This is a genomic window from Brevibacterium sp. NPDC056726, from assembly GCF_042790515.1.
Lineage (GTDB): Bacteria > Actinomycetota > Actinomycetes > Actinomycetales > Brevibacteriaceae > Brevibacterium > Brevibacterium sanguinis.
Window position 1 is genome coordinate 374,476 of the sequence record NZ_JBHTYZ010000005.1, and the last position, 21,643, is coordinate 396,118.

Here is a 21,643-nt window from a genome sequence, read left to right on the forward strand (position 1 = left end):
CGGATCTTAGAACTCCGCAGGATCGTCGGCGGCCGCATCGGCGCGACGACGGGTGATGACGACGGCGGCCGCGCCGACGACGAGGAGTCCCGCGCCGAGCGCGAGTCCGGTCAGTTCGGCACCGGTGCGGGGCAGGTCGTTCGAGGCGCTGCTGCCGCTGCCGGAGTCACCGCTGCCGGATCCGCCGCCGGAGCCCGAGCCGTTGCCGTCCTCGGACACGTCGGTGCCGTTGGTGACGACGGTGAAGCTGCCGCCCTGGGGCTTGTCGAAGCTCTCGGCCTGGACGCGGACGTTGTACGTGCCGAGCACGGCCTTGACCTTGGCCTGGACGCCGAAGGTCGCCTTGCCTTCGTCGTCGGCGTCCTTCGACATCGTGTAGCGGTCGACCTTGCCCTGGGCGTGCTCGACGACGATCGTGATCTTCTCACCGGGCTGAGCGCCGGTGACGCCGAGGGTCACGCCCTTGTTGAGGAAGTCCTCGGAGGTGATCTCCGTGGGATCGATGATGAGGGCCTGCGGTGCTGCCGCCGGCTGCTCATCGTCGTTCGTTCCCTCGCTCGTCGAAGGCGACGGATCGCCGGTCTCCGACGGCGTGCCGGTCTCGGTGGGCGACGGCTGTCCGGTCTCGGTCGGAGCGGTTTCGGTCGGGGACGGCTCCTCGGTCTCCGCCGGGCTCTCCGAAGGAGTCTCCGTCGGAGTCTGCGTCTCGGTCGGGGACGGCTCGGCCGTCTCAGTCGGCGACTGGGTCTCCGTCGGCGTGGGCGTCGGCGTCTCGGTCGGCGACTGCGTGGGCGTCTCGGTCGGCGACGCGGTCTCGGACGGAGTCTGCGTGGGCGTCTCGGTCGGAGTCTGCGTCGGTGTCTCGGTCGGCGACTGGGTCTCCGACGGCGTCTCGGTCGGGGCCGGGGACGTCGTCGACGGGGCCGGAGCGGTCGGGCGCTCGCAGGTGCCGCCGGCTCCCGAATCGTCGATGTCGGCATCCGAGGCGACGACCTCGAAGGTCACCTTCGAGGAGTCCTTCTCGGTCTTGAGATCTGTGAGGAAGAGCGTGTACTTGCCGACCGGCACCTGGGCGCCCTCTGTCGTCGAGAAGTAGTAGGTGCCGTTGACCTTCCCGTTCTCGTCGACGGTGAGCTGCGTCTGCGGGGTGTACTCCGTGCCGTCGGTGCCGACGACCGTGACGGTCGCCTTCTCATCCGCGGTGAACCCGGTGCCGGAGAAGCCGATGCCCTTCGTCTTGTCCGCGACGTCGGCGCGGGTGATCTGGGCTGCGGACACGGTGGCCTGCGGGGTGGAGCTGTCGGGGACCGCCGAGCTGTTTTCGGGGTCGGTCGAGTTCTGCGCGCCGTCGTAGGCGCAGAGCGGGCCCTGGGGCACCGTAGGAGACTCCGTCGTCGCAAACGCCGGAGCGCCTGCGAGACCTGTCAATGCGACGGCTACTGCGGGGGCAAGCACAAGACGCGAGGTCTTCACAGTAATGCCTTTCGGTTGATCTCAACCCGCGAAAGGCGATGGAACTCCCGGCATTCCTTGGCTGAAAAGAGGAAGGCACCATCGTGCGCGGGTTCGTACAGCACACAACTCTAAGGCATTCACTCAGGCGGGTGGGGAGACACACTGAGGGAATTCAAGGAAAAATCTTGCGATCGTTATCATTTCGTGACCAAGTAACGGCGTGTCGCTCCTCGCCGAGGCGGCTGTTGAGTCCCCACTGCACCCTCGCCGAGGTGATTCCTGAGTCCCCACTGCACCCTCGCCGAGGTGATTCCCGAGTCCCCAGCGCAGCCCCGCCGAGGCGGTCGGCAGGTCCCGTCAGCCTCCGAGACTGCGCGAGACGGGCCGTCCGACTACCATCGGGGATGTGACTCTCCTTTCCGATCGCGACATCCGCGCCGAACTCGAATCCGGCCGCATCGCCCTCGATCCGTGCGATCTCTCCCTCGTCCAGCCCGCGAGCGTCGACGTGTGCCTCGACCGGTACTTCCGTCTCTTCGACAACCACAAGTACCCGGTCATCGACCCGAGCCTCGAACAGCCCGAGCTCACCCGGTTCGTCGAGGTCGCCCCCGAGGAGCCCTTCGTTCTCCACCCCGGCGAGTTCGTCCTCGCCTCGACGCACGAGCTCGTCACGCTCCCCGACGACATCGCCGCGCGGCTCGAGGGCAAGTCCTCGCTCGGCCGCCTCGGGCTCCTCACGCATTCGACGGCGGGCTTCATCGACCCCGGGTTCACCGGGCACGTCACCCTCGAGCTCTCGAATGTCGCGACGCTGCCGATCACCCTGTGGCCGGGCATGAAGATCGGCCAGCTCTGCTTCTTCCGGCTGAGCTCCTCGGCGGAGAACCCCTACGGCTCGCAGATCACCGGCAGCCGGTACCAGGGCCAGCGGGGCCCGACGGCCTCCCGGTCGCACGCGAACTTCTTCCGGAGGGCCATGTGATCTCCCGGCGCGAGCTGCGGCAGCGGGAACAGGCGGAGCAGGCCGCGCCGACGGCGGCCGCCGCCGATCTGCGCGGGTTCCACCTCCTGCTCCTCGACGCCGAGGTCGAGGTCTCCGACGTCCTCGCGCTCGTCCACAACCGCCTGCCCGATGTCCCCGCCCGGCTCGGGGACAACGGCCAGGTGCGCCTGTCCCGGCATTCGCGACTCAGCGCCGGGGTCGACCTCGACCCGGCGACCGCGGCCGCCCTCGAGGTTCCCGAGTGGGCGACCCACGCCGTCGTCCTCGACTGCCCGCGGGACCGGGAGCCCGCCCCGCCGCCGGACTGGTTCGCCGACGCCGACGGCCTCCACGAGGCGTTCCCCAAGGGACTGCCCGACCGCGAGGAGGAGCGACAGCTCAGCCTCCTCCTGTCGATCGCCTCCCGCCTGCACCTGGCCGTCCGCCTCGCCGACGAGGACGGACTGCCCACCCGCGTCCTCGTCCCCGACCCCGATGCGAAGGTCGACCTCTACATCTACTCGCAGTACTGGCTCGAACCCGAGGTCGCGCTCTCCGTCGTGCGCCGCCACGCCCCGCACGCCTTCCAGCTGGCCCTGCCGACCCCCGACGCCGCGGTACTCGCACAGGCCACGCTCGACGATCCCCTCTTCGACGCCACGGCACCGGTCGTCCTCGACGGATACTCACTCCTCATCCCGCTCGGGGAGATCGACGAAGGGGCGGGGGAGATCGAGATCCGCGTCATCGAGGCCGAATGGGTGCCGCCGATCATCGCCGCGAGCACCGCCGAGCCGCAGATCGAGTACCACGTGCACTGGATGGACACCGAGCAGCTGCGGTACCGACCCGGCCGTCCCCGCCGGTTCCGTCGGATGCGCGCCGAGGTGGCCGACCTCGTCGATCGGATCGGTGCGGAGCTGCTCTCCCGCAGTGACGGCACGGGGCTCGATGAGAACGGGTTCCTTGTCACCTCGGGGCAGCTGCGGGGCTGAATCTCCCCATCTGAGCGAACAGCCCATTGATTGGGAGATCAGGGGTGTTCCATGAGAAAATACTGTTGAGCAGATATGACCCCATAATCCCCCTTTGAAGACGGAGGTGTCCGCCGGTGATTGCCATGACGGGAGCCTTCTTCGGGGCTGCTGTCATTGCCTATCCGCTGGTGAGGATCCTCGGCCGCAACGCCTTCTTCCTCCTCGCCCTCGTCCCGCTGGCGGGATTCATCCTCACCCTCAGCGCCGCCTCGGCGCTCTTCGGCCCCGACGGCGCCCCGGTCGTGGAGAACCTCGATTGGCTTCCCGCGCTCGGCCTCTCCGGCATCTTCCGCCTCGACATCCTCTCGTGGGTGATGAGTCTCATCGTCACCGGTGTCGGCACGCTCGTCCTCGTCTACTGCGCCCGCTACTTCCCCGCCGACGAACCGGGCCTCGCCCGTTTCGCCGCGGTGTTCATGGCGTTCGCGGGCATGATGTACGGGCTCGTCCTCGCCGACGAGCTCCTCGTGCTCTTCGTGTTCTGGGAGGGCACGACGGTGTTCTCCTACCTCCTCATCGGCCACAGCCAGTCCCGGCGACGGTCCCGGCAGGCCGCCCTCCAGGCGCTCATCGTCACCACGGCCGGCGGCCTCGCGATGTTCGTCGGGATGGTCCTGCTCATCACCGCCACCGGCACCGGGTCGATGTCGGCCCTCGTCGAGCGCGCACAGCTGGGCATGGACACCGGCCCGGTCATCACCACCGCCGTCATCCTCATCCTCGTCGGCGCGGTCTCGAAGTCCGCGCTCCTGCCCTTCCACTTCTGGCTGCCCGGCGCGATGGCCGCGCCCACTCCAGTCAGCGCGTATCTCCACGCCGCGGCCATGGTCAAGGCCGGCATCTACCTCATCCTGCGGCTCGCTCCCGGCTACCACAACCTGCCGGGTTGGACGGAGATCCTCCTCACCCTCGGTCTGCTGACGATGTTCATCGGCGGGTGGCAGGCGCTGCGGCAGACCGACCTCAAGCTCCTGCTCGCCTTCGGCACCGTCTCCCAGCTCGGGTTCCTCACGGTCATGGCCGCCTTCGGGTCACCCGACCTCACCCTGGCGGCGCTCGCGCTCCTCGTCGGCCACGCCCTCTTCAAGGCCTGCCTCTTCCTCTGCGTCGGCATCATCGACCACCGTGCCGGCACGCGCGACCTCACGAAGCTCTCCGGCGGCTGGAAGGCGTTCCCCGTCGTCGCCGTGTGCGCGACGATCGCCGCTGCCTCGATGGCCGGCATCCCGCCGACGCTCGGATTCGTCGCGAAGGAAGCCGTCTACTCGACGCTGCTCGAATCGGGGACGAAGGCCGGGGTCATCGCGCTCATCGGCATCATGATCGGCTCGATCCTCACCGTCGCCTACTCGGCGCGCTTCGTGTGGGGAGCGTTCTCCTCGAAGCCCGGAGTCGACGACATCGCCCGCCGCGACGAGAACGTCACCCTCGTCATCTCCCCGATCATCCTCGCCGCCCTCACCCTCATCCTCGGGCCCGCGGCCGGCGTCCTCGACCCGTATCTCAAGGCGTGGACCTCGGTGCTGCCGACGACGAACCCGGCCGACGGCGAGTACTACCTGGCGCTCTGGCACGGCTTCGAACCCGCGCTCGGCCTCTCCGCGGTCACCGTGGCCGCCGGCCTCGTCCTCTTCTGGTTCCGCCGGACCGTCGCGAAGGTCCAGTCGACCCTGCCGGCGGGCATCGACTTCCACAACGTCTACCGCCGTCTCATCAGCGGCATGGAGGCGCTCGCGCTCTGGGTCACCGCGCGCACGCAGCGCGGTTCGCTGCCGTTCTACCAGAGCGTGATCTACCTCGTCCTCATCGGCGGCGTCGGGCTCGCGCTCATCACGAACAACACGTGGCCGATCCGCTTCCAGCTCGCCGCGAGTCCGCTCGACTTCATCGTCGCCGCCGTCCTCATCGTCGTCGCGATCGCCGCGACCCGCGCGAAGAAGCGCTTCACCGCCGTCGTCGTCACCGGAATCTCCGGCTATGCCATGGTCGCGTTCTTCGCGTTCATCGGCGCCCCGGACCTCGCACTCACGCAGGTCCTCGTCGAGACGATCACGATCGTCGTCTTCGTCCTCGTCCTCCGCCGCCTGCCCGCGCGGATCGGGCAGAGCACGGGGCGCTTCACCCCGGCGTGGCGGGCGATCATCGGCGCCGGCGTCGGCGTGACGATGATGGTCGTCGTCCTCCTCGCCGCCGGCGTGCGGATGTTCGACCCCGTCTCCGTGGACTTCGGCGAACTCGCCTACGTCATCGGCAACGGCCAGAACATCGTCAACGTCACCCTCGTCGACATCCGCGTGTGGGACACGTTCGGTGAGATCTCCGTCCTCGTCGCCGCCGGCACCGGGGTCGCCGGGCTCATCTTCGTCCGCGGCCGCGAGGGCCACCTCGGCCGCTTCTCCCCGGACCGCACCGGCTTCGGCCGGGCCGGTCAGCTGCGCTTCCAGCCCGTGCCCGACGAGATCGGCCCACGCCGGGAGGCCGACAGCGACCACGAGGGTCTCGAGGAGCGTCGGGCCTCGTGGCTCATCGCCGGGCGCACGCTCGCCCCGCGCAACCGCTCGATCATCCTCGAGGTCACCGCGCGCCTGATCTTCCACGCCGTCCTCGTCTTCTCCGTCTACCTGCTCTTCACCGGGCACAACACTCCCGGCGGCGGTTTCGCCGGCGGTCTCGTCGCCGGTCTCGCCCTCGTCGTCCGCTACCTCGCGGGAGGGAAGTTCGAACTCGCCGAGGCGGCCCGCTTCACTCCCTCGGGCCTGCTCGGCACCGGGCTCATCCTCTCCGTGCTCACCGCGGTCGGCGGCTGGTTCTGGGGCGATGCGGTCTTCAAGTCGATCTACGTCGAGGGCACGCTCCCGCTCCTCGGCGAGCTCAAGTTCGGCACCCCGACGTTCTTCGACATCGGCGTCTACCTCATCGTCGTCGGCCTCATGCTCGACATCCTCCGCTCCCTCGGCGCCGAGGTCGACCTCCACCAGGAGCGCGACGAGCTCGTCCTCACCGACCGCCTCAACACCTCGCTGGGCCTCACCGAGCGCATCGGCGACGAAGCCGAGCACCACGCGGTCTCCGAGATCCTCAACCGCGTCAACCACCTCGAAGTCGACAACGGCGCTGAAGGAGGACGGCTGTGAGTCTGCCCTTCGTCATGGTCCTCGCGATGGGAGTGCTCTTCGCGTGCGGCGTCTACCTCATGCTCGAGCGCTCCCTGACCCGGGTGCTGCTCGGCTTCATCCTGCTCGGCAACGCCGTCAACCTCCTCATCATCCTCACCGCCGGGCGCGGCAGGCCGCCGCTGACCGACGGGAAGAACCTCTCGACGGTGGGCATGTCCGACCCGCTGCCGCAGGCCCTCGTCCTCACCGCGATCGTCATCACCTTCGCGGTCACCGCGTTCCTCCTCGCGATGATCTACCGCTCATGGCGACTCGTGCGCGCCGACTCCCTCCAGGACGACGCCGCCGACCTCCAGGTCGCGATCACGAAGATGATCAACTCGGAGGCCGAAGCCGGCACCGACTACGACGACACCGAGTTCGGCGACGAGGCCGAGAGCCCGATCCGCGGGGCCGTCGACCTCGACGACGACGGCACCCCGGCAGAGCGGAAGGCCGAAGCCGCCGAGGAATCCGATGCGGACGAGGGCCCCGCCTCGGCGCCGGGAAGGACCACCGGGGGCACCGACAGCACTGACCGCACCGCCGACCCCGGCCGCACCGACACGACCGACAGCACCGACACGACCGAGAGCACACGGGAGAAGGGGGAGGACCGATGACCGAGCTCCTGCCCATCCTCGTTCCCCTGCCCGTCCTGCTGCCGCTCATGGGAGCGGGCCTCGCCCTCGTGCTGTCGAAGCACACGCGCTCGCAGAACATCGTCTCCGTGCTCACGCTCACCGCGGTCATGGTCATCGCGTTCGTCGTCCTGCTCGGGGTCGACCAGTACGGGCCGCAGGTCGTCGCGATCGGCGGCTGGGAGCCGCCGGAGGGCATCACGCTCGTCGCCGACCGGCTCTCGGCGCTCATGCTCGTCGTGTCCTCGCTCGTCACCCTCTGCGTGCTCATCTACGCGCTCAGCCAGGACGCGAACGACGATTCGAACGAGACGCCGATCTCCGTGTTCAACCCCAGCTACCTCGTGCTCTGCGCGGGCGTGGCGAACGCGTTCCTCGCCGGCGACCTCTTCAACCTCTACGTCGGCTTCGAGATGCTCCTGCTCGCGTCCTACGTCCTCCTCACCCTCGGTGCGACGGCCGAGCGGATCCGCGCGGGCGTGACCTACGTCGTCGTCTCCCTCGTCTCCTCGATCATCTTCCTCACGGCGATCGGCGTCATCTACGCGGCGACGGGCACCGTCAACATGGCCCAGCTCGCCGAGCGCCTCGACCAGCTGCCGCCGGACGTGCAGATGGTCCTCCACGTCCTCCTCCTCATCGGCTTCGGCATCAAAGCGGCGATCTTCCCGCTCTCGTTCTGGCTGCCCGACTCGTATCCGACGGCGCCGGCCCCGGTCACCGCGGTGTTCGCGGGCCTGCTGACGAAGGTCGGCATCTACGCGATCATCCGCACCGAGACCCTGCTCTTCTCCGATTCGTCGCTGCGGGTCCCGCTGCTCATCGCCGCGGGACTGACGATGCTCGTCGGCATCCTCGGGGCGATCGCGCAGTCGGAGATCAAGCGCATCGTGTCCTTCACGCTCATCTCCCACATCGGGTACATGCTCTTCGGCGTCGCGCTCGGCACGACGTTCGGGCTCGCCGCGGCGATCTACTACACGGTCCACCACATCATCGTCCAGACCGCGCTGTTCCTCGCGATCGGACTCGTCGAAATGCGCGGCGGGTCGACGTCGACCCGCTCCCTCGGCGGGCTCATGGTCCTCTCCCCGGCGCTGACGATCATCTTCTTCCTCCCCGCCCTCAACCTCTCCGGGATTCCGCCGTTCTCCGGGTTCATCGGCAAGGTCGCGCTCTTCGCCGCCGGCTTCGAGGACCAGAACTGGCTCGCCACCGCGCTCATCGTCGCCGGCACCGTGACGAGCCTGCTCACCCTCTACGTCATCGGCCGCACGTTCAATCTCACGTTCTGGCGCGACCCGGCCGACGCCGAGGAGCCGAACGAGGAGCTCGTCGAGGAGTTCGCCGAGCGCAAGCGCACGATCCTGGCCGGCGGGACCTGGCGCTCGCGGATCGGCGTGCCGGGACCGATGTTCGCGGCCACCTCGGCGATCGTCCTCGTCTCGATCCTCCTGACGATCTTCGCCGGACCCCTGTGGGACCTGTCGATGCGCGCCGCGGAGAACCTCGCCGACCCACTCAACTACGTCAACCAGGTGCTCGGAGGTGGTGGCTGATGACGCCGCGCACACCGGTGAACAAGGGCCGCCGGATCATCCAGCAGCTCGTCCTCGTCTTCTTCCTCGTCGTCCTCTGGGTGATGCTGTGGGATTCGCTCACGGTGCTCAGCGTCGTCACGGGCATCATCCTCGCGTTCCTCGTCACCCGGGTCTTCTACCTGCCGCCGGTCGTCCTCTCCGGCCGGTTCAACATCCTCCACGCCGCGGTCTTCGCCGGCTGGTTCCTCTACTCGATGGTCATCGCGTCGGTCGAGGTCGCGTGGTTCTCGTTCCGCCCGAAGGCCGTGGGTGCCGGATCGGTCATCGCCGCAGACCTGCGGACCCGCTCCGACCTTATGATGACGCTCGTCGCCGACACCGCGAGCCTCATCCCCGGCTCGATCATCGTCGACAGCGACCGCGCCCGCGGACGCCTCTACCTCCACGTCCTCGACGCCGACACCGACGAGAAGATCCTCGCCGCGAAGAAGCAGGTCTACGACATCGAGGGCCTGCTCATCAAGGCGCTCGGGTCGACCCGTGACCTCGCCGCGCTCAAGGTCGACCCCGACCCGCTCGCCGCTTCCGCCGAGAGAGGAGGGACCCGATGAACGGCCTCGTCGTCACCGTCATCATCGCCGTCGCGACGATCCTCTTCGCCGCCTCGGTGTTCGTCGCCCTCTACCGCGTCATCCGCGGCCCCTCGATCCTCGACCGCATGATCGGCACCGACGTCATCCTCGCCTCCATCATGTGCGGTCTCGGCGCGTTCATGGCCGTGACCGGCCGCACCGACCTGCTGCCCGTGCTCGTCGTCCTCGCGATGCTCGGCTTCGTCGGGTCCGTGAGCGTCTCCCGCTACGTCTCGAAGTCCGATTCGATGACCCCGGGCGCCGAGGCGGGGGCGCTGAGCGACTTCTCCGCCTCCGACTGGCACATGCCGAAGAGCGAGACCGCCGCCACCGGTGACGCCCAGTCCGCTCGGGAGGCGGCGTGGGCCGAGGACGTCGCCCGCGGCATCTCGAACGTCCCCGACGGACCCGTCGAGATCACCGTCCGCGACGAGGTCGTCGTCCCGGATCCGGGCCCCGCCGAGGCGACGACCGCCTCGGCGACACCCGATGACGAGCGCGGGGAAGGCGCCGGCAGCGGTCCCGACGCGGGCCCCGACGACGAGCTCGCCGGCGAATCGCCTGACGGGGCGGCCGGCGCTGCGAAGGGCGACGGTCTCGCCGGGCCCACCGATGCGGTCGGGCGGCATCGGCACGACGACGGGAAGGGGGGACACGATGGTCCTTGATCTCATCAGCGCGATCCTCATCCTCCTCGGCGCGCTCCTCTCGCTCGCTGCCGCCGTCGGTCTGCTCCGGTTCGGGGATCTGCTCTCGCGGATGCACGCGAGTGCCAAGCCCCAGGTGCTCGGCCTCGTCCTCATCGCGATCGCCATCGCCATCCAGTTCCCGACGTGGGCAACGGTGACGACGCTGGCGATCATCGTGTCGTTCCAGCTCGTGACGATTCCCGTCGCCACCCACATGGTCGGTCGCGCCGGCTATCGCACCAAGCACCTGCGTCGATCTATGCTGTATCGAGATGAGCTGGCCGAAGCCGTCGATCGCGCGGAGGCCAGGGAGACGGCCCGTGAGCGCCGACGAGAGTTCGGAACGGACGAACATGACGGTTGACAACCAGCGAGACCAGCAGCCGCTGGTGCTCGTGGCCGACGACGAGCCGGATGTGCTCGGCGCGGTGGTGCCCTTCCTTCAGCGCTCGGGGTTCCGGGTGCTCGCCGCCGGTGACGGACTGCTCGCCCTCGACGAGATCCGCCGCCACCAGCCCGACGTCTGCGTCCTCGACGTGCTCATGCCCGGGGCCGACGGTCGGCAGGTGCTGCGCACCCTGCGGCAGGAGGAGAACTGGGTGCCGGTCCTCCTGCTCACCCAGGTCGGGGAGGCTGTGGAGAGGGCGATGGCGCTGGAAGAGGGCGCCGACGACTACCTCAACAAGCCCTTCGATCCCCACGAGCTCGTCGCCCGGATCCGCGCGGTGCTGCGCCGGACCCGGAGTGAGGGCCCGCCGCTCGCGACCGCCCCGGTGCTCGTCTCGAGCTTCGGGCTGAGGGTCGACCGGGTCGGCCGGCGCGCGTGGCTCGGGCAGCGCGAACTCGTCATCACACCCAAGGGCTTCACCCTGCTCGAATACCTCATGGTCCATCAGGACGAACTCATCGACCGCGCCCGGCTCCTCGAAGTCCTCTGGGGATTCGAGGAGGCCGTGGGCACCCGCGCCGTCGACTCCCGGGTCGCGGAGCTGCGGCGGGTGCTCGGCGAGGATGCCGCCGAACCGCGGTGGATCGCGACCGTCCAGGGTCGGGGCTACCGTTTCGTCGGCGACGTCCACGGTGAGGAAGGACTCCGACGGATATGACGAACTTCCTGGTCATCGAGGTCCAGATCTGGCTGTTCCTCCTCATCCTCCTCCTCGTCCTCGCGGGGCTCGCGGCGGCCGTGTTCTTCGGCTGGCGCCGTCTCAAGCGCCGGGAGGCCGCGCTGCGCGAGTCCATCGAGACCGCGGCTGCCGAGGACTCGCTCGCCAAGCGCAACCGGATGCTCATCCGACTCGACCACGAGCTGAAGAATCCGCTCACCGCCCTGCGGACGTCGGCGGCGACGATCCGTGAGGTGTCCCGACAGGGCGGCACGCTCGCCGAGGTGGAGCCCTCGGCCAAGCAGGTCGACATCTCCTCCCGCCGGGTCGCGCGTCTGCTCGCCGACCTGCGCAAACTCGCCGATGTCGAGACCCGCATCATCGAGTACTCCCGCGTCGACCTCGACCGTCTCATCCATCAGGCCGTCGAGGACGCCTCGACCGCACCGGGCGCCGAGGATCGGATGATCGTGGCGACGGTCGCGCGTGCTCCCTGGCGCCTGCCCGACGTCGCCGGTGAGGAGGATCTCCTCCTCACCGCGATCCTCAATCTGCTCGGCAATGCGCTCAAGTACTCCTCGCAGGCCGAGGTCGTCGAACTCCGCGCGAACGAGCAGATCATCGACAACCATCGGTGGGTCGTCGTCGAGGTCGCCGACACCGGCAGCGGCATCCCGTTGGGGGAGCAGGACCAGGTGTGGGACGAACTCTCCCGCGGCTCGCGGGTGCGCGCCGTCGCCGGTTCGGGCATGGGCCTCTCCCTCGTCCGCTCGATCGTCGCCCGCCACGGCGGGTCGGTGCAGCTCTTCAGCCAGGAGGGGGTCGGCACCTCGGTGCGCATGGTCCTTCCCGTCCTCGCCGACGCCGATCCGGTCGGCGCGCCGCCGATGGCCGAGGGCGGTGCGCACGCAGCTGCCGGCTCGCATCCCGTGCAGCCGGTGCAGAACCCCGATATGCGCCACGCCCCCGGGTTCCTCCCGCCGCGTCAGCCGAGCGAGGCCGAACTCAACGGGCGGATCCTCGGCACGCCGAGGCGGACGTCGAAGCGCCGCCTCGAACGCGTCGACGGCACGCTCATCGATCGCTCGACTGGAGAGTCCGTCGGCAGCGGCAGCGGGTTCCCCGTCGACTCCGGTCAGCATTCGCAGTTCAAGCCCGGGACGCGGTCGCCGCAGAGCGGCCAACCCCACAGTGGTGGTGTGCCTGTCGAGGGCCAGGCCCAGAGCGGTGGCGTGCCGGTGGGCAGTCAGCCGCAGGGCCGCGGTGTGCCGGCGGGCGCGCCGCAGCCCAACAGCGGACCCCAGCGGGTGCCTCACGGCGGTGGGCAGTCCGACAGCGGTCCGCAGCAGCGCCCGCAACAGCAGGGAATCCCGCGGCAGCAGGGCGTCCCGCAGCAGGGAATCCCGCAGCAGGGGGCGCAGTCTCCGCAGGGCCGGCCCGGGGTGATGCAGCAGGGGCCGGGAGCGCAGCGGCCCGGCGGTCAGCCCGGCCCGCAACCCCACGGCGGTCAGCAGCCCGTGGGCAGCCAGCCCGGCGGCTACCCGGCACAGGGTGCCGGACAGCACTCGGCTCCTGGTTTCGGTCAGGGTCCCCACCAGGGCGTCCCCGGCGCTCAGGGCGCAGGACACCAGCGGCCGGGCCAGGAGCCCCCCGCCGGAGTCCCGGGGCAGCAGGGCGGCCAGCAGTTCGGTGTCCCGGAGCACCGGCGCTTCGCCGATCCCACGCGCCGCCCGACACCGCCGCCCGGTGGCCAGCCTGGCGCTCAGCCCGGATCTCAGCCTCACGATGGCCGTCAGGCGGTCGGTGGTCAGCCGCAGCCGAACGCGCAGGCGGGCTACGGCAATCGACAGCCTCAGGACAGCCGACCGCACAGTGGCCAGCCTGGCCCCGCGCCGTCAGAGAGCGTCCACCCTCAGGACGGCCGGCCGGGCAACGCGCAGCCCCAGGGCAGCCAGCCCGGTCCGGCACAGCCTGATCCGGCACAGCCCGGTGCGGCCGACCAGCCGTTCCCGAGCCGGCGCGATCTGCGCAGGAGGAACGACTCGCGATGACGAGACCGGTGGTCCGCACAGTCACCGCGGTCAGCGCCGCCGCCTCCCTCCTGCTCAGCGGGTGCGCCGTCCTGCAGATCCGCACCGCCGAACGCGACTCGGGACCGCTCGCCGTCGGCGTCCAGGAAGAGCCGGGCGAGCCGACGGAGGAGCCGACCGGCCCCACGGTGCCCGAGGGCATGGAGATGAAGTCGCACAACCTCGGCGCGGAATGCCCGGTCAATGTCAGCTTCGCGATCGGCCCCGACTGGTTCGACGGCAGCAGCAGCCCGGCGTTCATCGTCTACAGCCGGGGGACGTCGCTGACCGACAGCGACACGATCATCATCTCGTGCAATGAGGCCTTCGACGACTCACCCAAGGCGGTCGTCGACGGGAAGAAGCAGTACCAGTTCTCCGAACAGGGATCGACGGTCAACGCCGAGCGCACCGGCTCGATCGCATCGGGCTACTTCTGGACGTACCAGGCAGTGCTCGGAGAGGACGAGATCTTCGCGATCAACCAGGAGCCGACCGTCATGTACGGCGCGACCCTGGGATATCAGACGAACGGCCGCCTCGTGAACATCAGCGTCGAGATGCGCGCGCTGCAGACCGACGAGGCCGCCGCCGAGGACTTCAAGAAGATGCTGCCGACGCTCACCGTCGACGGCGAACCGGTTCCCTCGCCGACCTTCAAATGAGCTGACGGCGGCTGCGCCGGCCCCTGGCGACCGGCCCGGGCAGCGGTGACCGCCCGGGCCGGCCCCTGGCGACCGACCGGCCTACCGGCGCGAGCTCTCGAGGCCCGTCGGCCACTTCGCGCCGTTGGCCCAGTAGGCGGAGATCTCCGAGAGGTCGCGGCCCTTCGTCTCCGGGGCGAAGCGGAAGACGAAGAGGAACGCGAGCACGGAGAGCGCACCGAAGACGAGGAAGACGCCCGCGCCGCCGATGAGCTCGAGCAGCCCGGGGAAGAACTGGGCGACGATCGCATTGGCGACGAGGTCCGCGGTGAGCATGAGCGAGGCGCCGAGCGCCCGGTACTTCGCGGGAAAGGTCTCACCTGCGTATACCCAGACGAGGGAGCCGAAGCCGAAGGTGTAGCCCATCGTGAACGCGATGATGCCGATGACCCCGAAGACCGTGCCGCCGGTCGTGCTGCCCGCTTCGCCGCCGAGGCTGAAGGTGAGGACGAGGACGACGGTCGAGACGATCATCACCCCGATGCCGGTGAGCAGCACCGGCCGCCGCCCGAAGCGGTCGACGATGAACATCGAGACGATGACCGCGGCCAGCGCGAAGGTCTGGACGATCGCCGGCAGACCGAGGAGGGCGCCGTAGCCGCTGAAGCCCATCGATTCGAAGATCGAGGGCGCGTAGTAGATCGTCGCGTTGATGCCGGTGATCTGGATGAAGAAGCCGAGCCCGATGACGAAGAGCGTGGCCTTGAGCAGATGACCGCGGAACATGTCGACGAGGCGGCCGCTCTCCTGATTGAGCTCGGTGCGGATCTGCCCGAGGTCCCGGTCGACGTCGCGGTCCGGATCGAGGGCACGGAGGGCATCGGCCGCCTCGGCGTCGCGTCCCTTGAGCATGAGCCAGTGCGGGGTCTCCCTGACCTTGAGCAGCAGGAGGAAGACGATCGCCGCGGGCACCGCGGCGAGTCCGAGCATGAGGCGCCACGATTCGATGAGCGCGAGTCCCCAGCACACGAGGTAGCCGGCGATGATGCCGATGACGGTCGTCACCTGGTAGGCCACGAGGAGGCCGCCGCGGACGTTCGTCGGCGAGGACTCGGCGATGAAGACGGGGACGACGGCCAGGGCGATGCCGATCGCGACGCCGAGGAGGAGGCGGGCGATGAGCAGGGAGAGGTAGCCGGGGGCGAAGCCGGAGATGACGGAGAAGACGATGTAGCCGGCGGCGATGAGGAACATCGACTTCTTGCGGCCGATCGCGTTCGACAGCGGACCGCCGATGATCGCCCCGACGATCTGGCCGATGACGACGGCGGTCGCGAGACCGCCGAGCTCGGCGCTGCTCAGTCCCAGATCCCCTTCGAGGAAGAGGAGGGCGCCGGCGATGTTGGAGATGTCGTACCCGTAGGTGATGCCGAGTGCGACGGCCGCGAACGCGACGATCGTGACGAGCCGCGGTGCCCGCCCCAGGTCGGTGAGGAATGCCACGTGACTGCTCCTTTGCGAGATGTGAACCACAGGTAACCGTACACGAATACTATCCACTTGTGGAGAAATATGCCATGATAATGATTGATTGAATCGAAAAACGATCAGGAGAATGAGCAATGGCCAGTGGCGGCACGTTCATGGCGGAGGAGCTCCGCAGTCAGCCGGACATGTGGGAGACCACACTGTCCTTCCCCGTCGCCGAGGCGGCCGTCCCGGGCGACGGCGAGCGGATCGCGGTCATCGGATGCGGATCCTCCTGGTTCGGCGCGCAGGTCTACGCGAACCTCCGCGAGGCCGCCGGACAGGGGGAGACCGACGCGTTCACGGCGAGCGAGTACCCCTTCGACCGCGCGTACGACCGCGTCGTCGCGATCTCCCGCTCCGGCACGACGACCGAGGTCATCGACACATTGGCCCGTCTCGACGGTGCGGTGCCGGTGACGGCGATCGTCGGCGGCGCCGACACCCCGATCGCGCGAGCGGCGACCGCTGCCATCGCCCTCGACTACGCCGATGAGCGCTCCGTCGTCCAGACGCGCTTCGGCACCTCGACGATGGCCCTGCTGCGGGCGTGGGCCGGCCAGACCGCGGCCGTCGAGCAGGCGATCGGCCAGGCGCGGACCGTGCTCGACGGGATCTCCGCCGACTTCTCCGAGATCGATCCCGACATCCTCGACGACGGTCTCATCGATGCCGAGCAGTACAGCTTCCTCGGCATGGGATGGACCTGGGGCGTGGCCGACGAGGCGGCGCTCAAGCTGCGCGAGTCCGCGCAGGCATGGACGGAGTCGTACTCGTCGATGGAGTACCGGCACGGTCCCATCGCGATCGCTGCGCCCGGCCGGGTGACCTGGCAGTTCGGTGAGGCCCCCGAGGGACTCGCCGCGCAGGTCGAGGCGACGGGCGCCCGCTTCGTCCAGGCCGACCGGGATCCGCTGGCCGACCTCGTCCGCCTCCACGCGCTCGCGCTCATCAAGGCCCGCCGCCTCGGCGTCGACCCCGATCATCCGCGCTCGCTGACCCGCTCCGTCATCCTCGACCGATGACGACGCGGGAGGAGATCCACCGCGTCGCCGCCGGCCGGAGCCTCGGTCCCGGACCGGTCGCGCTCGCCGTCGATGTCGGCGGGACGGGGATGAAGGCCGTCCTCTTCGATTCCGCGGGCCGGTTCGTCGACGCGATCACCGCCCCGACCCCCGAGTGCACCGACACCGCCGCCGGTGAGGTCGTCGACGTCGTCGCGGACTTCCGTGCCCGCTTCGCGACCGCTCACCCCGCCCATCCCATCGCCGAGGCGGCCGTCGTCCTCCCCGGGATCGTCGACGAGGCGACGGGGACCGGGGTGTTCTCGGCCAACCTCGGCTGGCGCGACGTCCCGTTCGCGGCGATCCTCAGCGAGCGCCTCGGCGTGCCCGTGACGGTCTCCCACGATGTCCGCTCGGCCGGGCGTGCGGAGTTCGCCTTCGCCGAGGCGATGCCGGACAACGCGGCGATGGTGACGATCGGCACGGGGATCGCGGCGGCGATCATGGTCGAGGGCACGCTCGTGTCCGCCGGCGGGTTCGCCGGGGAGGTCGGGTTCACCGAGGTCACCGTCGATGTCGCCGACGGCGTGTTCCGCGGGCCGATCGAGCACATCGCCTCGGCGGCTTCGATCGCCAAACGCTACACCGCGCGCAGCCGCCGGGACGTCTCCGGGTCGCTCGGGGTGCTCGAGGCGATGCACGACGGGGACCCGATCGCCGCCGCGGTCTTCGCCGAGGCGGTCGATGCCCTCGGTGCGATGTGCGCCCAGCTCGTCGCCGTCGTCGCGCCCGAGGTCATCGTCTTCGGCGGGGGACTCTCGAGCGCCGATGAGCTCCTCGACGGCGTCGACGCCGCACTGCGCTCCCGCCTCGACTTCCACCGTGCCCCGCACATCCGGCGGGCCGGTCTGGGCCCGGTCGCCGGCCTCATCGGAGCGGGCCTGCTCACCCGAGGGCACGCATGACCGCGGACAGTTCGTTGCCGGACGGAGCGGCGCCGGCGGTCGCCGTGCTCACGCTCAGTCCCGCGCTCGACTGCACGCTCACCGTCCCCCGGCTCGACCGGGGGCGCACGCATCGTGCGGCACCGGCCGCCGAGGTGCTCGGCGGCAAGGGCGTCAACGTCGCCCGGGTGCTCGCCGCCCTCGGAGTGCCCTCCGTCGCCGTCGGTCCCGTCGGCGCCAAGCACTGGCCGGCCGCGGACGACGAGGAGTCGGTGCGGTGGGAGCTCACCGACACCCCGGCTCCGCTGCGCCGCAGCATCGCCGTCATCGAGGACTCGGGGCGCGCGACGCTCATCAACGAGACCGCCCACCCGCATCCGGCGCACGTGTGGGCAGAGCTGCGTGCCGGTCTGACCGCCCGACTGCGCGCACCGGGTCTGCGGGTCCTCGTCATCTCCGGGTCGACCCCGGACGACTGTCCCGCCGATCTCGTGCCCGGGCTCATCGCCGCCGCCCACGCGGTCGGGGTCACGGTCATCGTCGACACGTCCGGGGCCGGTCTCCTCACCGCCGCCGAGGCGGGCGCCGACTGGGTCAAACCCAACGACGAGGAGCTGCGCGCGCTCTTCGCAGGCGAGGCCGGCACCGAACGCGCGAAGTGCGCGGCGGCGATCGAGCGGGCGTCCTCATCTGGCACGGCGCTGGCCGGTGCGCGCCTCAGCGACACGGCCGTCGCGGTCTCCGCGTGCGGCGATCCCGTGCTCCGCGGCGCCGGACGCCTCATCGACGCGGGCGCTCGACATGTCCTCGTCTCCCGCGGAGCGGACGGCATGGACCTCGTCGATGCGACCGGTCCGCGCCGCCGGGCACGGCTCGCCCGGACCCTGCACGGCAATCCGACCGGGGCCGGGGATGCGGCCGTCGCCGCACTGGCGTGGACGCTCGCCTCCCGCGAGGCCGGGGTCGGCGGGGACGCCGGTGGGGGAGCGGACGCTGAGACCGGCGGGGACGCCGGCGGGGGAGCCGACGCCGGGGACGACTCAGCGCGGGAGTTCGCGGGCGACCACCTCGGCGCTGCGGAGATCGGCGTGCTGCTCACGCGCGCGGTCGCAGTATCGGCCGCCGCCGTGCTCATGCCGCAGGCCGGGCAGATCCACGCGCGCTGGCGCGACTTCGGCCATCAGGTCATCACCGAGGACATTCCGGCCCCGGCCACCACCCCGACCCCTCACACAGACGGAGCGAGACCATGACGAAGGCAGCGACGACGGATCTCCTCGCCGCACTCGGGCGCCGTACCTCGGACGCGACGGCCCCCGCCTCGGCGACCCCCGGCCAGGCCAGCACGGCAGGCACCCCCGCCACCCCCGCCTCGGCGATCGGCGCGTTCAACGTCATCACCCTCGAATCGGCCGAGGCGATCGCCGCCGGCGCCGAGACCGCCGGGCGCCCGGTCATCATGCAGATCTCCGAGAACTGCGTGAGATACCACGGGACCCTCGCGCCGATCGCCCGGGCGACGCTCACGATCGCCGCCGCCGCGAGCGTGCCCATCGCCGTCCATCTCGACCATGCGACGGACCTCGCCCTCGTCGACGAGGCGCTCGAGCTCGGCTTCGACTCCGTGATGTACGACGGCGCCCACCTGCCCTACGCGGAGAACTGCGCGACGACCGCCGAGGTGGTCCGCCGTGCCCACCGCCAGGGCATCGGCGTCGAGGCCGAGCTCGGGGAGATCGGCGGCAAGGACGGCGCCCACGCCCCGGGTGTGCGCACCGATCCCGCCGAGGCGGTCGACTTCGCGGCGGCGACCGGTGTCGATGCGCTCGCCGTCGCCGTCGGCAGCTCCCACGCCATGCTCGAGCGCACGAGCCGCCTCGACCTCGACCTCATCATCCGGCTCGCCGCGGCGGTGCCCGTGCCCCTCGTCCTCCACGGCTCCTCGGGGGTTCCCGACGGTGAGCTCGAGCGGGCGATCTGGGCGGGCATGGCGAAGATCAACGTCTCCACTCACCTGGGTTCCGTCTTCACCGGGGCGGTGCGGGAGACCCTCGCGGCGGACCCGCGCCTCGTCGACCCGCGCCGGTACCTCGCGCCCGGGCGCGAGGCCTTCGCCGCCGAGGTCGCCCGCCTGCTCGAGCTGTTCGCCGAGGCGCCGGCACCGGATCCGCTTGCCAAACCCGCACACGAGGCTTGAGAGTGGCACTATGAGCACGCGCGAAGACCGCCTCGACCGCATCCTCGGTCGCCTCGACCGGGAGGGCACGGTCGGCGTCGACGCGCTCAGCGAGGAGCTCGGAGTCTCGCTCGCCACGATCCGCCGGGACCTCGATCTGCTCGAGGAACGGCGCCTGCTCGAGCGCACCCACGGCGGGGCGACCCGCAAGAATGTCAACTACGACCTGTCCCTGCGCTACAAGGAGGCCGCCGCCACCGAGGCGAAGGCCGCGATCGCGCGCGCCGCGGTCGCCCAGATCAGCCCCGGCACCGCCGTCGGGCTCTCCGGGGGGACGACGACGTTTCAGGTCGCCGATGCCATCAGCGAACGCGACGACCTCGTCAGCGACCTCACGGTCGTGACGAACGCCGTCAACGTCGCCCACAAGCTCGCGGTGCACCCGGGCATCAAGGTCGTCGTCTGCGGCGGCATCATCAACCCCTCGAGCTTCGAGCTCGTCGGCTCCTTCGTCGACGCGGTGCTCGCGAGCATCTGGCTCGACCTCGCGTTCATCGGGGTGCATGCCTTCTCCGCCGGTGCCGGCGTGATGACCGTCAACGAGGCCGAAGCGCACGTCAACCGGCTCATGGCGCAGCGCGCACAGCGGGCGGTCGTCGTCGCCGACTCCTCGAAGTACGGCAGGCGCTCGTTCGCCTCGGTGGGCGGGGCGGACGTGTTCTCATCGATCATCACCGACGACGGTCTCGGCGCCGAGGCGGTCACCGAGCTCACCGCCGCCGGCTTCGACGTCGACCTCGCGACGACCGACGGCCCGACAGGAGGCACGCGGTGACGGCTCCCATCCCCGACGTCGTCGTCCACAACGCGGTCATCCTCGACAGCGATCCCGCGACGTTCTCAATCGACTTCGCCGACACGTGGATCGCCGTCGCCGACGGCATCGTCGTCGACCGCGGTCGGGGCGTGATGTGGCACCAGTGCGCGAGTCCGGCGACGCGGATCATCGACGCCGAGGGCGCCTACCTCGCCCCCGCGTTCGTCGACATCCACACCCACGGCGGCGGCGGGCACAACGTCGAGGACGGCCCCGACCACCTCGGCGCGATCCTCGACGTCCACCGCGCCCACGGCACCCGTGCCCTCATCCTCTCCTATGTCTCCGACACGATCGCCGGGCTCGCGTCCTCGCTGCGGGTCGGGGCGGGACTCGCGCGGGAGAATCCCGCGGTCCTCGGACTCCACGCCGAAGGCCCGTTCCTCTCCCCGGATTTCAAGGGCGCGCACTCCCCGGAGGTGCTCACCGCCCCGACCCCCGAGGCGGTCGAGACCATCCTCGAGGCCGCGGGCGGGCAGCTCGCCCAGGTCACCCTCGCACCCGAACTGCCCGGCGCACCCGAGGCGATCGCCCGCTTCGCGGACGCCGGGGTGAGCGTGGCCGTCGGCCACACCGCCGCCGACTACGCGCAGACGATGCGGGCCTTCGAGGCGGGCGCGAGCATCCTCACGCACGCGTTCAACGGGATGCCCGGCATCCACCACCGCAGCCCGGGTCCGATCCTCGCCGCCCTCGACGCCCCGCACGTCACGCTCGAACTCATCAACGACGGCATCCACGTCCAGGCCCCGGCCGCGCGGCTGGTCACGGGGCTCGCGCCGGGTCGCGTCGCCCTCATCACCGATGCCATGGCGGCCACCGGGATGGGCGACGGGGACTATGTGCTCGGCAGTCTGCCGGTGCGGGTCGAGGACTCGGTCGCCCGGGTCAGGTCCGCCGACGGATCGGTCGGGTCGATCGCCGGATCGACGCTGACCATGGACGATGCCGTGCAGCGGGCCGTCGCCGAGGTGGGGATGAGTCCGATCGCCGCCGCCCAGGCCGCGGGGCTGACTCCCCTGCGGGCACTCGGCCGTCTCGCCCCCGACGTCCACAGCCTCCTGCGGGTGGGTCAACCCGCCGACTGCGTCCTCTTCGACGCCGAGATGCGGGTGACGACCGTGTGGATCGGGGACCCGAGCTGAGGGTCTGGTTGCCCGG

19 protein-coding genes are annotated in these 21,643 nt (G+C 70.3%); 17 read left to right on the forward strand and 2 right to left on the reverse strand.

The genetic code is table 11. The features are described from left to right. Nucleotides 1–6 precede the first annotated feature (6 nt). Nucleotides 7–1,377, reverse strand: coding sequence for an LPXTG cell wall anchor domain-containing protein (locus tag ACFQ91_RS12915; protein ID WP_344258989.1), 1,371 nt, complete (start codon nucleotides 1,375–1,377; stop codon nucleotides 7–9). Between the two features lie 484 nt (nucleotides 1,378–1,861). Here ACFQ91_RS12915 and dcd point away from each other — a divergent pair, with 484 nt between their 5' ends. From dcd to ACFQ91_RS12970, 11 genes are all read left to right on the forward strand, one after another. Continuing rightward, nucleotides 1,862–2,440, forward strand: coding sequence for a dCTP deaminase (gene dcd, locus ACFQ91_RS12920; RefSeq protein ID WP_137824968.1), 579 nt, complete (start codon nucleotides 1,862–1,864; stop codon nucleotides 2,438–2,440). After that, complete coding sequence (locus ACFQ91_RS12925) at nucleotides 2,437–3,435, forward strand: hypothetical protein (protein ID WP_376870088.1); 999 nt, start codon at nucleotides 2,437–2,439, stop codon at nucleotides 3,433–3,435. The genes dcd and ACFQ91_RS12925 overlap by 4 nt, the downstream gene beginning before the upstream one ends. Nucleotides 3,436–3,560: 125 nt before the next feature. Next, a complete protein-coding gene (locus ACFQ91_RS12930) occupies nucleotides 3,561–6,611 on the forward strand; it encodes a Na+/H+ antiporter subunit A (RefSeq protein ID WP_344259336.1) in 3,051 nt (1,016 codons plus the stop codon). Then, complete coding sequence (locus ACFQ91_RS12935) at nucleotides 6,608–7,255, forward strand: Na(+)/H(+) antiporter subunit C (RefSeq protein ID WP_344258987.1); 648 nt, start codon at nucleotides 6,608–6,610, stop codon at nucleotides 7,253–7,255. The genes ACFQ91_RS12930 and ACFQ91_RS12935 overlap by 4 nt, the downstream gene beginning before the upstream one ends. Then, entirely contained in the window at nucleotides 7,252–8,832 is a 1,581-nt protein-coding gene (locus ACFQ91_RS12940) for a Na+/H+ antiporter subunit D (protein WP_344258986.1), read from the forward strand. Before ACFQ91_RS12935 ends, ACFQ91_RS12940 begins: the two co-directional genes overlap by 4 nt. Beyond that, nucleotides 8,832–9,425 carry a Na+/H+ antiporter subunit E gene (locus ACFQ91_RS12945; protein ID WP_198499938.1) on the forward strand — a complete coding sequence of 198 codons (594 nt, stop codon included), beginning with the start codon at nucleotides 8,832–8,834 and terminating at the stop codon, nucleotides 9,423–9,425. The genes ACFQ91_RS12940 and ACFQ91_RS12945 overlap by 1 nt, the downstream gene beginning before the upstream one ends. Beyond that, a complete protein-coding gene (locus tag ACFQ91_RS12950) occupies nucleotides 9,422–10,114 on the forward strand; it encodes a monovalent cation/H+ antiporter complex subunit F (RefSeq protein ID WP_198499937.1) in 693 nt (230 codons plus the stop codon). Before ACFQ91_RS12945 ends, ACFQ91_RS12950 begins: the two co-directional genes overlap by 4 nt. Continuing rightward, complete coding sequence (gene mnhG / locus ACFQ91_RS12955; protein WP_198499936.1) at nucleotides 10,104–10,499, forward strand: monovalent cation/H(+) antiporter subunit G; 396 nt, start codon at nucleotides 10,104–10,106, stop codon at nucleotides 10,497–10,499. The genes ACFQ91_RS12950 and mnhG overlap by 11 nt, the downstream gene beginning before the upstream one ends. Next, nucleotides 10,489–11,241 (forward strand): response regulator transcription factor, encoded by a 753-nt coding sequence (locus ACFQ91_RS12960; protein ID WP_198499935.1) that lies wholly within the window; start codon nucleotides 10,489–10,491, stop codon nucleotides 11,239–11,241. Before mnhG ends, ACFQ91_RS12960 begins: the two co-directional genes overlap by 11 nt. Beyond that, on the forward strand, nucleotides 11,238–13,292 hold the full coding sequence (locus ACFQ91_RS12965) for an ATP-binding protein (protein WP_232623756.1): 2,055 nt from the start codon (nucleotides 11,238–11,240) through the stop codon (nucleotides 13,290–13,292). The genes ACFQ91_RS12960 and ACFQ91_RS12965 overlap by 4 nt, the downstream gene beginning before the upstream one ends. Next, on the forward strand, nucleotides 13,289–13,975 hold the full coding sequence (locus ACFQ91_RS12970; RefSeq protein WP_344258983.1) for a hypothetical protein: 687 nt from the start codon (nucleotides 13,289–13,291) through the stop codon (nucleotides 13,973–13,975). Before ACFQ91_RS12965 ends, ACFQ91_RS12970 begins: the two co-directional genes overlap by 4 nt. An 81-nt stretch (nucleotides 13,976–14,056) precedes the next feature. Here ACFQ91_RS12970 and ACFQ91_RS12975 read toward each other — a convergent pair whose 3' ends face one another. After that, the gene (locus ACFQ91_RS12975; protein WP_349251973.1) at nucleotides 14,057–15,514 is read right to left on the reverse strand and encodes a sugar porter family MFS transporter; all 1,458 of its coding nucleotides are present in this window, start codon (nucleotides 15,512–15,514) and stop codon (nucleotides 14,057–14,059) included. Nucleotides 15,515–15,576: 62 nt separating this feature from the next. Here ACFQ91_RS12975 and ACFQ91_RS12980 point away from each other — a divergent pair, with 62 nt between their 5' ends. The 6 genes from ACFQ91_RS12980 to ACFQ91_RS13005 are packed head-to-tail and all read left to right on the forward strand — an operon-like array spanning nucleotide 15,577 to nucleotide 21,627. Further along, complete coding sequence (locus tag ACFQ91_RS12980) at nucleotides 15,577–16,506, forward strand: SIS domain-containing protein (protein ID WP_198499933.1); 930 nt, start codon at nucleotides 15,577–15,579, stop codon at nucleotides 16,504–16,506. Further along, on the forward strand, nucleotides 16,503–17,450 hold the full coding sequence (locus ACFQ91_RS12985) for an ROK family protein (RefSeq protein WP_198499932.1): 948 nt from the start codon (nucleotides 16,503–16,505) through the stop codon (nucleotides 17,448–17,450). Before ACFQ91_RS12980 ends, ACFQ91_RS12985 begins: the two co-directional genes overlap by 4 nt. Next, complete coding sequence (locus tag ACFQ91_RS12990; protein WP_376870085.1) at nucleotides 17,447–18,682, forward strand: 1-phosphofructokinase family hexose kinase; 1,236 nt, start codon at nucleotides 17,447–17,449, stop codon at nucleotides 18,680–18,682. Before ACFQ91_RS12985 ends, ACFQ91_RS12990 begins: the two co-directional genes overlap by 4 nt. Further along, nucleotides 18,679–19,626: a class II fructose-bisphosphate aldolase gene (locus tag ACFQ91_RS12995; RefSeq protein ID WP_344258978.1), complete on the forward strand. Its 948-nt coding sequence runs from the start codon at nucleotides 18,679–18,681 to the stop codon at nucleotides 19,624–19,626. Before ACFQ91_RS12990 ends, ACFQ91_RS12995 begins: the two co-directional genes overlap by 4 nt. 10 nt (nucleotides 19,627–19,636) lie before the next feature. Further along, nucleotides 19,637–20,440, forward strand: a complete 804-nt coding sequence (locus ACFQ91_RS13000) for a DeoR/GlpR family DNA-binding transcription regulator (protein WP_198499930.1) — start codon at nucleotides 19,637–19,639, stop codon at nucleotides 20,438–20,440. Next, on the forward strand, nucleotides 20,437–21,627 hold the full coding sequence (locus ACFQ91_RS13005; RefSeq protein WP_249120982.1) for an N-acetylglucosamine-6-phosphate deacetylase: 1,191 nt from the start codon (nucleotides 20,437–20,439) through the stop codon (nucleotides 21,625–21,627). Before ACFQ91_RS13000 ends, ACFQ91_RS13005 begins: the two co-directional genes overlap by 4 nt. The last annotated feature ends 16 nt before the right edge of the window (nucleotides 21,628–21,643 follow it).

Excerpts from the sequence above, each read along its gene's own strand:
- ACFQ91_RS12980 (WP_198499933.1), top strand. The coding sequence starts at position 15,577 with ATGGCCAGTGGCGGCACGTTCATGGCGGAGGAGCTCCGCAGTCAGCCG.
- ACFQ91_RS12950 (WP_198499937.1), top strand. The coding sequence starts at position 9,422 with ATGAACGGCCTCGTCGTCACCGTCATCATCGCCGTCGCGACGATCCTC.
- ACFQ91_RS12930 (WP_344259336.1), top strand. The coding sequence starts at position 3,561 with ATGACGGGAGCCTTCTTCGGGGCTGCTGTCATTGCCTATCCGCTGGTG.
- ACFQ91_RS12960 (WP_198499935.1), top strand. The coding sequence starts at position 10,489 with ATGACGGTTGACAACCAGCGAGACCAGCAGCCGCTGGTGCTCGTGGCC.
- mnhG (WP_198499936.1), top strand. The coding sequence starts at position 10,104 with ATGGTCCTTGATCTCATCAGCGCGATCCTCATCCTCCTCGGCGCGCTC.
- ACFQ91_RS12940 (WP_344258986.1), top strand. The coding sequence starts at position 7,252 with ATGACCGAGCTCCTGCCCATCCTCGTTCCCCTGCCCGTCCTGCTGCCG.
- ACFQ91_RS12990 (WP_376870085.1), top strand. The coding sequence starts at position 17,447 with ATGACCGCGGACAGTTCGTTGCCGGACGGAGCGGCGCCGGCGGTCGCC.
- ACFQ91_RS12945 (WP_198499938.1), top strand. The coding sequence starts at position 8,832 with ATGACGCCGCGCACACCGGTGAACAAGGGCCGCCGGATCATCCAGCAG.
- ACFQ91_RS12985 (WP_198499932.1), top strand. The coding sequence starts at position 16,503 with ATGACGACGCGGGAGGAGATCCACCGCGTCGCCGCCGGCCGGAGCCTC.
- ACFQ91_RS12995 (WP_344258978.1), top strand. The coding sequence starts at position 18,679 with ATGACGAAGGCAGCGACGACGGATCTCCTCGCCGCACTCGGGCGCCGT.
- ACFQ91_RS12970 (WP_344258983.1), top strand. The coding sequence starts at position 13,289 with ATGACGAGACCGGTGGTCCGCACAGTCACCGCGGTCAGCGCCGCCGCC.
- ACFQ91_RS13000 (WP_198499930.1), top strand. The coding sequence starts at position 19,637 with ATGAGCACGCGCGAAGACCGCCTCGACCGCATCCTCGGTCGCCTCGAC.
- ACFQ91_RS12965 (WP_232623756.1), top strand. The coding sequence starts at position 11,238 with ATGACGAACTTCCTGGTCATCGAGGTCCAGATCTGGCTGTTCCTCCTC.